We start from the raw sequence: 13,536 nt of genomic DNA, 5'->3' as shown, positions 1-13,536 counted from the left end.
CTGAGCCGTCACGGCAGCCCCACGAGAGCCCCCTGACCTCACACATCACACATCACGCTGTCCGGCGCGTTCCGCCATCCGCCCGCGCCGATCGGCCTGACGGCCCCTCTGCCTGCCGCGCGGCGGCGACGCGCACCGAACACCGGACCGGAGTCGACTTGACGATCACAGCTGACGGCACCGCCGGTGTCCCCCACGACGCGGCGGACCGGCTGTCCGTGGGGCAGGAACGGCTCTGGTTCCTCGACCAGTTGGAGCCCGGCACGGCCGCCTACAACGTCCCGCTGGTCCTCCGGCTGACCGGACGGCTCGACGTCGCCGCCCTCTCGGGCGCCCTGGACGCCGTGGCCGCCCGGCACGAGGCGCTCCGCAGCCGCTTCCCCGCGGTGGACGGTCGGCCGCGGGTCGTCGTCGACGGGCCGGCGCCGGTGCGGTTGGGCTCGGTCGACCTGCGGGGCGGGGGCGAGGGCGAACGGGCGGCGGCCCTCGCGGCGCTCACCAACCGCGGCTTCGACCTGGCCGCGGGGCCGCTGCTGCGGGCCGACCTGCTGCGGACGGGCGAGGAGGAGCACCTCCTGTGCCTCGTGCTGCACCACATCGTCGCCGACGGCTGGTCGCTCGGCCTGCTGCGCTCCGAGCTCGCCCACCACTACGCGGCCGGACGGGGCGGAGCACGGCCCGACCTCCCGGCCCCGGCGTCGTACCGGGCGCTCGCGGCCGCCGAACGCGCCTGGCTCGACGGGCCCGAGGCGGCCCGGGCCAGGGAGTTCTGGCGCGACCGGCTGACCGGGGCGCCCGCCCTGGAACTTCCGCTGGACGCGCCCCGGAGCGACGCGTCCCGGGCCGACGGGACCGGCGGCGGGGGCGCCGGCGACTACCGCACGCGGGTGCTCCACGGCCTCGGCCCGGAGCTCGCGGCCTTCGCCCGCGCCCACCGCGTCACCCCGTTCATGGTGCTGGCCACCGCCTACCTGAGCCTGCTGCACCGGATCACCGGCCAGGACGACTTCTGCGTCGGGGTGCCGACCGCCGCGCGCGACACCGTCGGCAGCGAGGACGCCATCGGCTACTTCTCGTCCGCCCTGGTGCTCCGTGCCGACTTCTCTACGGCGCCGACCTTCGGCAAGGCCCTGCGCCGCACCCGCTCCGAGTGGACGGGCGCCCTGACCCACCGGCGCGTCCCCTTCGAGCGGCTGGCCGAGGACCTCCGGCCGGCCCGGGACACCGGGCGCACCCCCGTGTTCCAGACCGTGCTCACCGTGCACACCCAGGACGGCGGCGCGCTCGGCGTCCAGCCCTTCGCCGACCTCACCTGCGCCGAGGTCGACGGCGGGCACCGCGCCGTCAAGTTCGAACTCGGCATGGACGTCCGCGCCCACGGGGACGACCTCCACGTCGTCCTGGGTTACCGCTCCGACCTGCTGAGCGGCGACACGGTCGCCGCGACCGGCCGCCGGTTCGAGACCCTGCTGCGCGGCGCGCTGGCCCGCCCCGACACGCCCGTGCACCGCCTCCCCCTGCTGGACGCCGACGACCTCGCCCGGCTCGCCGGGGCGGGCCGCGGCCCGGACCTGCCCCCGGCCTCCTGCGTGCTCCCCGCCATCGACCGGGCGGCGGCGGCCCGTCCCGGCGCCACCGCGGTCGTCGGCCCGGACGGGTCCCTCACCCGCGGCGCGCTGTCCGGGGCGTCCCGGGCCCTGGCGGCCCGGCTCGCGGCGCACGGCGTCGGCCGCGGGGACATCGTGGCGCTCTGCCTGCCGCGCGGCCCGGAGGCCGTGGTCGCGATGCTGGCTGTCTGGCGCCTCGGCGCCGGCTACCTGCCGCTCGACCCCGCCTACCCGGCCGCCCGGCTGGCCTTCGCGTTGGCCGACAGCGGGGCCGTCCTGCTGCTCACGGCGGACGGCCGCGCGCCGGACGGGGTGGAGGCACGGGTACCGGTGCTGTCCGCCGCCGCGGACGGCCCGGCCGCCTCCACCAGCGGTACCGCCGCCGGGGAACCGTCCGGGCCGCTGCCCGACGACCCGGCGTACCTGATCTACACCTCCGGTTCGACCGGCCGGCCGAAGGGCGTGCTCGTGCCGCACCGGGCGCTGGCCGCCCGGGTCGCCTGGATGGTCGAGGGCTACGGGATCGGCGAGGACGACCGCGTCCTGCAGTACGCCACGCTCGCCTTCGACACCAGTGCCGAGGAGCTCTTCCCCGCGCTCGCCGCCGGGGCCGTCCTGGTGACGGCCCGGCCCGGCGCCGCGCTCCCGGACCAGTTGGCCGAGCCGTACGCCGCCGGTGTCACCGTCCTCGACCTGCCGACCCCCTACTGGCACCACCTCGTCGCCGACCTGGACGAGACGCCGTGGCCGGAGCGGCTGCGGCTGCTGGTCCTGGGCGCCGACCAGGTCCGTCCCGACGCGGTCGCCGCCTGGCGCGCCCGGTTCGGGGACCGGGTGCGGGTGGTCAACTCCTACGGCCCCACCGAGACGACGGTCATCGCGACCACCCGGGAGCTCGGCGCGTCCGACGGACGGGCGCGCCCGCCGATCGGCCGGCCGATCGGCGGGACCACCGCGGCCGTCCTGGACCGGCACGGCAACCCGGTGCCGCCCGGCACCCCGGGCGAGCTGGTGCTCGGCGGGGCCGGGCTGACGCACGGTTACCTCGGCCGTCCCGGGGCGACCGCGCGGTCCTTCGTCCCCGATCCGGACGGCCCGCCGGGCGCCCGCCGCTACCGCACCGGCGACCTGGTCCGCTACCGCGCCGACGGCGCCCTGGAGTTCCTCGGGCGCATCGACGACCAGCTGAAGGTGCGCGGCTACCGGATCGAGCCCGGCGAGGTCGAGGCGGCCCTCCTCGGGTGCCCCGGCGTCGCGCACGCCGCCGTCGCCGCGCACGGCGACGTCCTCGCCGCCTACACCGTCCCCCGGCCGGGCGGCCCCGCCCCCGCCCCGGACGCGCTGCGCGCCGCCCTCGCCGCCGTCCTGCCGCAGCACGCCGTCCCGCACGCGTTCGTCGTGCTCGACGCGCTGCCCCTCACCCCCAACGGGAAGCTGGACCGCCGGGCGCTGCCCGCCCCGTCCCCCGGCGCCGGGCCGTCGGCGGCGCACGTGCCGCCGCGCACGGAGGCCGAGGAACTGGTCGCCGAGGTCTGGCAGGAGGTGCTCGGCGTCGACGGGGTCGGCGCCCACGACGACTTCTTCGACCTCGGCGGGCACTCCCTGCTCGCCACCCGGGTGATCGCCCGGCTGCGGGCCGCGGTCGACCTCGCCGTCCCGCTGCGGACGCTGTTCACCCACCGCACCGTGGCGGCCTTCGCCGAGGCCGTCGAGGCCGCGCTCGCCGCCGAGATCGACACCCTGTCCGACGCCGCCGCCGAAGAACTCCTGGCCGCCCAGGACGCCCTGGAAGGACCCCGCCCGACCCCATGAGCACCGCCGACAGAACCACTCCGGCCGGGCCGTCCCCGGCCACCGCTCCCCCGTCCGCCGGGGCGGCGCTCTCCGACCCCAAGCGGGAGCTCCTGCGCCGCCGGCTGGCCGCCCGGAACCGGCCCCGGACGACCGCGGTGCCCCGGCGGGCCCCCGGGACGCCCGTGCCGCTCTCCTTCGCCCAGGAACGCCTGTGGTTCATGGAGCAGTTCGCCCCCGGCACCTCCGCGTACAACATCCCGGTCGTGCGGCGGTTGCGCGGCCCGCTCGACGCCGACCTGCTGCGGGCCGCGGTGGACACCTGCGTCGCCCGGCACGAGACGCTGCGCTCCCGCTACCCGGCGACCGAGGACGGGCGCCCGCTGCTGGTCGTCGACCCGCCCGCCCCGACGCCGGTGCCCGTGGTCGGGGCCGCCGATGGGCCCGCCGCCGAACGCCTGGTGGACGAGGCCGCCGCCGTCCCCTTCGACCTGGAGAACGGTCCGCTGCTGCGGGTGCTGCTGGTCCGGCTGGCCGAGGACGACCACGTCCTGCTGATCGTCGTCCACCACAGCGTCGGCGACGGCTGGTCGAGCGAGGTCCTGCTCGGCGAAGTCCTGCTCGGGTACGCCGCCCGGGCGGCCGGCGCGCCCGACCCGCTGCCCGAACTGCCGGTGCAGTACGGCGACTTCGCCCTGTGGCAGCGCGAGCGGCTGAGCGGCGACCGGCTCGCGGCGGAGCTCGACCACTGGCGGCGCGAACTCGCCGGCGTCGAGCCGCTGCAGCTGGCCTTCTCCCGGCCCCGCCCCCCGCGCCAGACCTTCGAGGGCGCGGGCCACGGCTTCGCGGTCGACCGGCCGCTGCTCGACCGGCTGTCCGCCCTCGCCGACCGGCACCACGCCACGCCGTACATGGTGCTGCTCGCCGCCTTCCAGCTCCTGCTGGCCCGCTACGGCGGCCACCGCGACTTCGCCGTCGGCTCACCGGTCGCCGGCCGCCCGGAGCCCGAACTGGAGCCGCTCGTCGGCATGTTCGTGAACGTGCTCGCGCTGCCCGCCCGGCTCGGGGGCGACCCGACGTTCGGCGAACTGGTCGACCGCACCCGCGAGACCTGCCTGGAGGCGTACGCGCACCAGGAGTTGCCGTTCGCCCACCTGGTCAGCGAGCTCAACGTGGCCCGGGACGCCTCCAGGCCGCCGGTCTTCCAGGCCGTGCTCGCCGTCCAGAACTACGCCACCCAGCGCTCCGCGGCCATGGAACTCCCCTTCGAGGTCGAGCCGTTCGGCGTCCGGGCCAGCGGTACCCGGTTCGACGTCGAGCTGTTCCTCCAGGAGTGGCCGGACGGTCTCCGGGGCTCCTTCAACTACAACACCGACCTGTTCGCCGAGCAGGACGTCGCGGCCCTGGCCGGTCACTTCGACCGGCTGCTGCGGGCCGTCACCGCCCACCCCGACACGCCGGTCTCCGCGCTCGACACCCTCACCCCGGCCGAACGCGCCTTCGAGACCGAGCGCTTCAACGACACCGCGGTCGACCGCCCCGCCACCACCCTGCCCGCCCTGGTCGCCGCGCAGACCGCCCGGACGCCGGACGCCGTGGCCGTCGCCGTCGAGGGGCGCCCCGCGCTCACCTACCGCGAACTCGACGCCCTGTCCGGGCGGATCGCCGCCCGGCTCGCCGCCGAGGGCGTCGGCCCCGGCAGCCTCGTCGCGGTGAGCGCCGAACGCTCGCCGGAACTCGTCGCCGCGCTGCTCGGCGTCCTGCGCTCCGGCGCCGCCTACACGCCGGTCGAACCGGACCACCCGGCGGAGCGCCGGGCCCTCCTCCTCGCGGACAGCGCCGCCACCGTCCTGCTCACCCAGCGGGGCCTGCCGACCCCGGTCGGCTGCACCGCCCGGGTGCTGCTGCTCGACGACCCCGCCGAGTGGCCCCGGGCCCGCGACCTGCCCGCCGGGCCGGAGCCGGACGACACCGCGTACCTGATCTACACCTCCGGCTCCACCGGCCGCCCCAAGGGCGTGCCCAACACCCACCGGGCCATCGCCAACCGCGTCCAGTGGATGCAGGACGCCTACCGCCTCGGCACCGACGACGCCGTCCTGCAGAAGACCCCGACCGGCTTCGACGTCTCGGTCTGGGAGTTCTTCTGGCCGCTGACCGCCGGGGCCCGGATCGTGCTGGCCCGGCCGGGCGGGCAGAAGGACAGCGGCTACCTCCGCGACCTGATCGTCTCGGCCGGCGTCACCGTCGCCCACTTCGTCCCCGCGATGCTCACCGCGTTCCTCGCCGAGGACGGCGTCGAACGCTGCACCACGCTGCGCCGGGTGGTGTGCAGCGGCGAGGCGCTGCCGCCCGACGCCGCCCGGGAGCTGACCTCCCGGCTGCCCGGGCTGGCGCTGGCCAACCTCTACGGGCCGACCGAGGCCGCCGTCGACGTCTCCGCCTGGGAGTGCGCGGGGCCGCTGGAGAGCGTGCCGATCGGCCTGCCGATCCACAACACCCGGCTGTACGTGCTCGACGAACGGCTGCGCCCGGTGCCGCCCGGCGCGCCCGGCGAGCTCCACATCGGCGGCACCGCCGTCGCCCTCGGCTACCACCGGCGCGCCGGGCTCACCGCCGCCAGGTTCGTCCCCGACCCCTGGGGCCCGCCCGGCTCCCGGCTCTACCGGACCGGCGACCTGGCCCGCCGCCGCGCCGACGGCACCCTCGAACACCTCGGGCGGATCGACCAGCAGGTCAAGCTCCGCGGCATGCGGATCGAGCCCGGCGAGACCGAGGCCGCGCTCCGCGCCCAGCCGGGCGTCGCCGACGCCGCCGTCGTGCTGCGCGAGGACCGCCCCGGCGACCAGCGGCTGGTCGGCTACCTCGTCGTCGCCGACGACGCCGAGGAGCCCGACCACGCGGCGCTCCGGACGGCGCTGCGGCGGAGCCTCCCGGAGCACCAGGTGCCGACGGCCTTCACCACCGTGCCCGCCCTCCCGCTCACCCCCAACGGGAAGCTGGACCGGCGCGCCCTGCCGGTGCCGCTGGTCCGGCGCTCGGCGCGGGCCGCCGAACCCGCGACGCCGGCTGAGCGGGTGCTCGCGGAGATCTGGGCGGAGGTCCTCGGCCTGCCCTCGGTCGGTGCCGACGAGAGCTTCTTCGACCTCGGCGGCCACTCGCTCCTGGCCACCCAGGTGGTCGCCCGGGCCCGCAAGCGGCTGGTCGGGGCGGGGGCCCGGCCGATCAGCGTCATGGACCTGTTCACCCACCGGACCGTCCGGGAGCTGGCGGCCGTCGCGGACCGGTCCGAGGGCGACCGCGCCCCGCGCGGCCTGCTGCACCGGCTCACCCGGGCGGTGCCGGCCGACCGGCGCCGGCTCACCCTGGTCTGCGTCCCGTACGGCGGCGGCAGCGCCGTCGTCTACCAGCCCGTCGCCGACGCGCTGCCCACCGACACCGAGCTGTGGGCGGTGTCCGTCCCCGGCCACGACCTCGGGGTGACCGAGGAGCACCTGGCCTTCGACGACCTCGCGGCCAGGATCGCCGCCGAGGTCCGCGAGCGCGTCGAGGGCCCGCTCGTCGTGTACGGCCACTGCGCGGTCGGCACCGCGCTCGCCGTCTGCGTGGCCCGCATCCTGGAGGCGTCCGGCCGCGAGCTGGAGGGCGTCTACGCCGGCGCCCAGTTCCCGTTCGCGCGACCGCGCAGCCGGGTGCTCTCCGCGCTCGGCCGGATCGCCTCGCTCGAACCGCTGGTCGGCGACCGCACGTACGCCAACTGGCTGACCGGCATGGGCGTCGACACCTCCGAACTGGACGAGGAGCAGGTCCGGTTCGTGGTGGGCAACATGCGCCGGGACACGAAGGCCGCCGAGGACTGGTTCACCCGGGCCATCGCGGAGGTCGCCGACGGCGCGCCCCGGCTGCGGGCGCCGCTGGTCTCGCTGGTCGGCGACCGCGACCCGGCGGCCGACTTCTACCAGGAGCGCTACCGCGAGTGGCTGCTGCTGGCCGAGCGCTCCGCCGTGGCCGTGCTCGACGAGGGCGGGCACTTCTTCATCGCCTACCGCGCGGCCGAGGTCGCCGCCGCCGTCACCAGCGTGCACCGCGCCGTCGCCGACGGGACGACCGGGGCGCTGCCCGCGCCGGGCCCCGAGAACTCCTGGTGGTTCCACGCCGAGACCGGGCCCGCCGCCCCGGAGGACGACACCGCCCGGCCGGACGGTGGAACCCCGGCGGACGACGGGCCGCAGCCCAGCATGCGGCGCTTCCTGCTGGTGGCCGGCGGCCAGTTGGTCTCCATCACCGGCTCGGCGCTCACCGAGTTCGCCCTGCCGATCTGGATCCTGCTGCAGACCGGCTCGATGACCCGCTACGCCCTGTACGCGGTCGTCGCGATGCTCCCGGGCATCCTGGTCGGCCCGCTCGCCGGGGCCGTCGTCGACCGGGTGGACCGCCGTGCGGTGATGCTCGGCGGCGACCTCGCCGCCGCCGCCACCCAGGCCGCGCTGCTGGGGCTGCTGCTGGCCGGCCGGCTGCAGTCGTGGGAGGTGTACGCGCTGCTCGGCGTGCTCTCCGTCGCCCTGACCTTCCAGCGGCTCGCCTACGCCTCCGCCGTGCCGCAGCTCGTCCCCAAGCAGTACCTGGGGCATGCCAACGGGATCGTCCAACTCGCCTTCGGGACTGCGCAGTTCGTCGTTCCGCTGGGTGCGGTGGCGCTGCTCGCCGCGATCGGGCTGCGGGGCATCCTGGTCATCGACGTGGTCAGCTACGCGCTCGCCGTCGGCGTCCTGCTCGCGGTCCGCTTCCCGCGCACCCTCCCCTGGACCAGGCGCGAGTCGCTGGTCGCCGAGATCCGCAACGGCTTCGCCCACACCTGGCGCCACCGCGGTTTCCGGGCGATGCTCCTGTGGTTCGCCGGCCTGAACGTCTTCCTGTCGCCGCTGTTCCTCCTCACCACCCCCCTGGTCCTCGCCTTCGCGGACCTCGGGGCGGCCGCCCGGGTCGCGGTCGCGGGCGGCGTCGGCGCCCTGCTCGGCGGCGTGGCCATGGGGTTCTGGGGCGGGCCGCGCCGGCACCGGCTGCGCGGGATGCTGGCCCTGGCGGGCGTGCTCGCCGCGGCGGGCGCCGTCACCGGGCTGCGCCCGAACCTGTGGGTGGTCGCGGCCGGGGCGTTCGGCATGTCGTTCGCCCTGTCCCTGGTCAACGGCGTCTACGCGACGATCGTCCAGACCAAGGTCGCGCAGCGCTTCCACGGCCGGGTGTTCGCCCTGAACACCCTCGTCGCCTGGTCCACCCTCCCGCTGGGCCACGGGGTCGTCGCCCCGCTGGGCTCCGCCCTCCTCGGCCCGCTGATGGAGCCCGGCGGCGCGCTCGCCCCGGTGTTCGGCCCGATCGTCGGCACCGGCCCGGGCCGCGGCATCGCCCTGATGTACGTGCTGTTCGGCCTGGCCATGATGGCGCTGGTCGCCCTCGGGCTGCGGCTCCCGGCCCTGGCCCGCTTCGACCGCGACGTCCCCGACGCCGAACCGGACGACCTGGTGGGCCTGCGCGAACGGGCCCGGACCGCCGCGGCCCGCCGCGCCGAAGGGGGCGCCGCATGACCGCGCCCCGCACCACGCCGGCCCCGGCCCCGGCCCCGGCCACGCTGCCCGCCCTGCTCGCCCACCGGGCCGCGGCGCACGGGGAGCGGACCGCGATCGTCAACGGCGAGCGGCGCCTGGACTTCGCCGGCTGGCAGCGGCGCAGCGGCGCCCTCGCCACCGTCCTGCGCGCGGCCGGCCTGGCCACCGGGGACCGGGTCGGCCTGTGCTACGGCACCGGCGGCTGGACGGAGTTCGCGGTGGCGTTCCTCGCCGTGCTGCGGGCCGGCGGTGTCGCCGTGCCGTTCTCCGACCGGACGCCGCCCGCCGGGGTGCGCCACGTCCTGGCCGACTCCGGGGCGCGCTTCCTGCTGCACGGCCCCGCCGGGGCTCCGGCGGGCGTGCCGACGGGGGTGCGGACGCTCACCGAGCGGGCCGCGGACGACCCCGACCCGCCCGGCCTCGTCCCCGAGCCGCCCGACCCGGAGCCGGGGGCGCCCGCCCAGATCCTGTACACCTCCGGCACCACCGGGACCCCGAAGGGCGTCACCGCCTCCCACGCGAACCTCGCGCACGGCTGCACGCTCGACGAGCGCCGCCGGCCGCTGCGCCACTCGGCCGCGTTCCTGCACACCTTCCCGGTCGGCACCAACGCCGGCCAGACCATGCTGGTCAACGCCTTGAACGCGCACGCCCGCTGCGTGGCCGCGCCCCAGTTCACCCCGGCCCGGTTCCTGCGCCTGATCCCCGAGCACGAGGTCGGCAGCGTGTTCCTGGTGCCCGCCACGGCGATCGAGATCCTCGCCTCCCCCGCCCTGGCCACGGCCGCCGGGAGCGGGGCCCTGGACGGCGTCCGCCTGGTCGGCTCCACCGCCGCGGCCCTGCCGCAGCCCGTCGCGCTCGGCCTGAGCCGGGTCTTCGCCGGGGCCCAGATCGTCAACTACTACACGTCCACGGAGGCCGCCCCGGCCCAGGTCACCCTGCTGTTCGACCCGGCCCGCCCGCAGTCGCCCGGCCGCCCCGCGTCCCTGGCCGACCTGCGCGTCACCGACGGCGCGGGCCGCCCCGTGCCGCCGGGCGAGGCGGGCGAGCTGTGGCTGCGCTCGCCCGCCGCGCCGCGCGGCTACCTCGGCGAGCGGGACGACGAGACCTTCCGGGGCCGGTGGACCCGGATGGGCGATCTCGGCCGGGTCGACGAGGACGGTTTCCTGCACCTCCTCGACCGGGAGCGCGACGTCGTCAAGTCCGGTGCCCACAAGGTCTCCACCCTCCAGGTCGAGAACGCGCTGCACGCCCACCCGCTGGTCGCCGACGCGGCGGCCGTCGGCGTCCCGCACCCCGTCCTCGGCAGCGTGGTGGCGGCGTTCGTCGTGCCCGCCGGCGAGCTGACCCCGGCCGCCCTGCGCACCTTCCTGCTGGACCGCCTCGCCGTCCACGAACTCCCCGCCACCGTGCACTTCCGCGACGCCCTCCCCCGCAACGAGGCCGGCAAGGTCCTCAAGCGGGAGCTGCGCCGCGCCCTCGACCCCGACACCCGTGAGGCCGCCCCGTGACCCTCCCGACCTCCCCCGCCCAGCACGGCGTGCGGCTCACCGAGCACGCGCTGGACGTCGGCTCGGCCTACCACCTGGCCGTCGCCGTCGAACTGACCGGCCCGCTCGACGTCCCGGCCCTGGACCGCGCGTGCGCCGCCGTCACCGCCCACCACCCGGCCCTGACCAGCGTCCCGGCGCTGGACGGCGGCACCGGCCGGACGGTCGCCGTGCCCGCCCCGCGCCGCGTCGAGTGCGCCGCCGGGGAACTGCCGGCGCGGCTCGCCGAGGAGCGCTCGGCCGCCTTCGACCTGCTCGCCGGCCCGCTGTGCCGGTTCGCGCTGCTGCGGACCGGACCGGAGCGGCACGTCCTGCTGTTCACCGCCCACCACCTGGTGTTCGACGGCGAGTCCAAGGACCGGCTGGTCGGCGACCTCGCCGCGGCCTACCGGGGCGATCCGCTGCCGCCGGTGCCCGACTCCGTGCACCCGGCCGCGGAGCCCGCGCCGGAGGACCTGGCGGACGCCCGCGCGCTGTGGGCCGACCACGGACCGGACCCGGCCGCCCCGGTCCTCCCCGGCCTCGTCCCGCCGGCCGACGGCGGCGTCCTGCCCGCGCCCGGCGCCGAAACCGCCTTCCGCCTCGACGGGCGGCGCTGCGCGGCCCTCTCCGACACCGCGCGCCGGATCGGCGTCACCCGTTTCGAACTGCTCACCGCGGCCTGGCACGCCCTGCTCGTCCGCTACGGCGACCCCGCCCCCACCACCGCGGTCGAGCTCTCGCTGCGCCCGCCGGGCGCGCCGGTGGCCGTCGGCCTGGCCGTCAACGAACTGCCGCTGCGGGTCGCCGCCGCGGGCGCCGCCCGGCCGGCCGAGCTGCCGTTCGCGGACTGGGCCCGCGCCGTCCGGGCCGCCCTGCGGGCGCTGTACCGGCACCGGGCGACGCCTTTCGGCCGGGTCGTGCGGGGCCTGACCCCCCGCACCGCGCTCGCCCCGCTGTCCGTCAGCTACCGGCGCCGCCCGGCCGCCGCCGCGCCGGACTTCGGCGCCGTCGCCGCCGAGGTGCAGTGGATCGGCTTCCCGGACACCGCGCGCAACCTCCTCAACCTCCAACTGGTCGACTGCGGCGACGAGGTGCGCGGCAGCCTCCAGTACCGCCGCGGGGCGCTGCCGCCGGGCACCGCCGAGCGGATCGTCGAGCACTGGACCCGGCTGCTCGACGGGGCCCTCGCCGACCCCGGCGCGACGCTCGGCGCGCTGCCCCTGCTCGGCCCGGACGAGCTGCGCGCGCAGGTGGTGCCGCCGGTGGCGCGCACCGGCCCGGCCCCCGCGACCGTCACCGAGCAGTTCTTCGCCCGCGCGGCCGAGCGGCCCGACGCGGTCGCCGTCGTCGCGGCGGGCACCGCCCTGACGTACGGCGGGCTCGCCGAGCGGGTGGAGCGCGCGGCGGCGGCACTCGTCCGGCACGGCGCCGGGCCGGGGACGCTGGTCGGCGTCGAGCTGCCCCGGGGCCTGGACCAGCTCGTCGCGGTGCTCGCCACCCTGGCCGCCGGCGCCGCCTACCTCCCCCTCGACCCCGGGTACCCGGCGGAGCGGCTGGCCCTGGTCCGCTCCGACGCCACCCCCGCCCTGCGGGTCACCCGGACGCCCGAGGGCCCCGGCGACCTGGCCCCGGCGGACCTCGCCGGTCCGGGCGGCCGTCGCCCGCTGCCCCCGCCGGACCCGGCGCTGCCCGCCTACGTGCTGTACACCTCCGGTTCCACCGGCCGTCCCAAGGGCGTCGAGGTGCCGCACGCGGCGCTGGTCTACGTGCTGGCGGCCCTGCGGGAGCGGCTCGGCTCACGGGCCGGGGACCGCTGGCTCGGGCTCACCTCGCTGTCGTTCGACATCTCCGCCGTCGAGCTGTTCCTGCCGCTCACCACCGGCGGCCGCGTCGTCCTCGTCCCGGAGGAGGAGCACCGCGACGGCCCGGCCCTGCTCAAGCTGCTCCGGGACGAGCGGGTCACCCACGTGCAGGCCACGCCCAGCGGCTGGCGGCTGCTCCTGGACGCCGGGCTCCCCGGCCCGGTCCCGGGCCTCACCGCGCTCACCGGCGGCGAGGCCCTGCCCGCCCCGCTCGCCGCCGAGCTCACCGCGGCCACCGCGCGGCTGGTGAACGTGTACGGGCCGACCGAGACGACCATCTGGTCCACGCTGGCCGATCCCGCCGTCACCGGCGACGGCGCCGTCCGTCTCGGTGACCCGCTGGCCGGCACCGGCGCGTACCTGCTCGACCCCGGCCTGCGGCCCGTCCCGTACGGCGTCGCGGGCGAGCTGTACCTCGGCGGGGCGGGGGTGGCGCACGGCTACCTGGGCCGCCCGGGCCTGACCGCGAGCCGGTTCCTGCCCGACCCGTACGGGCCTCCCGGCAGCCGGATGTACCGGACCGGCGACCTGGTGCGGCGCGCCCCGGGCGGCGCGCTGGAGTACCTCGGCCGCACCGACGGCCAGGTGAAGCTGCGCGGCCACCGGATCGAACTCGGCGAGGTCGAGGCCCGGTTGGCCGGCCACCCGGGCGTGGCGCGGGCGGCCGTGGTGGCGCACGGTCCGGAGGGGGACCGCCGGCTCACCGCCTACGTCGTCCCGGCCGGGCCGGCCCCCGCCCCGGAGGAGCTGCGCGCACACCTGGCCGGCGTGCTGCCCGCCGCCGTCCTGCCCGGCGCGTACGTCGTCCTCGACGCCTTCCCGCTGACCCCCAACGGCAAGCTGGACCGGGCCGCGCTGCCGGAGCCGGCGGCGGACCGCCCCGGGCGCCCGGCCGGGGCCCCGGCGGGGGCGGACGCCACCGACGCGGCGGTCCTCGACATCTGGCGCGAGGTCCTCGGCCTGGACGACCTGGGGCCCGACGAGGACCTCTTCGACCTCGGCGGGCACTCGCTGACGATCACGGCCATCACCGCCCGGATCCGCCACCGCCTCGACGTCGACGTCCCGCTGGACGTCTTCTTCGACACCCCCACCGCACGGGACGTCGCAGCCGCCGTCCGTGCCCTCCGAGAGGAATGAC

General features: G+C 77.7%; 4 protein-coding genes. All 4 read left to right on the top strand.

The genetic code is table 11. The annotated features are described in order from the left end of the window. Positions 1-158: 158 nt before the first annotated feature. From OO48_RS11590 to OO48_RS11575, 4 genes are read left to right on the top strand one after another with little or no spacing between them, the layout of a single operon-like run. Positions 159-3,419, top strand: a complete 3,261-nt coding sequence (locus tag OO48_RS11590; RefSeq protein WP_033214935.1) for a non-ribosomal peptide synthetase — start codon at positions 159-161, stop codon at positions 3,417-3,419. Continuing rightward, positions 3,416-8,980 carry a non-ribosomal peptide synthetase/MFS transporter gene (locus OO48_RS11585; RefSeq protein ID WP_033214934.1) on the top strand — a complete coding sequence of 1,855 codons (5,565 nt, stop codon included), beginning with the start codon at positions 3,416-3,418 and terminating at the stop codon, positions 8,978-8,980. Before OO48_RS11590 ends, OO48_RS11585 begins: the two co-directional genes overlap by 4 nt. Continuing rightward, positions 8,977-10,512 (top strand): class I adenylate-forming enzyme family protein, encoded by a 1,536-nt coding sequence (locus tag OO48_RS11580; RefSeq protein WP_051732020.1) that lies wholly within the window; start codon positions 8,977-8,979, stop codon positions 10,510-10,512. The genes OO48_RS11585 and OO48_RS11580 overlap by 4 nt, the downstream gene beginning before the upstream one ends. Further along, positions 10,509-13,535, top strand: a complete 3,027-nt coding sequence (locus OO48_RS11575; protein WP_033214933.1) for a non-ribosomal peptide synthetase — start codon at positions 10,509-10,511, stop codon at positions 13,533-13,535. The genes OO48_RS11580 and OO48_RS11575 overlap by 4 nt, the downstream gene beginning before the upstream one ends. Position 13,536: the final 1 nt, after the last annotated feature.

This window comes from Kitasatospora phosalacinea (assembly GCF_000716545.1).
GTDB classification, from domain to species: domain Bacteria; phylum Actinomycetota; class Actinomycetes; order Streptomycetales; family Streptomycetaceae; genus Kitasatospora; species Kitasatospora phosalacinea.
This window is presented reverse-complemented; position numbering and strand designations above follow the sequence as displayed.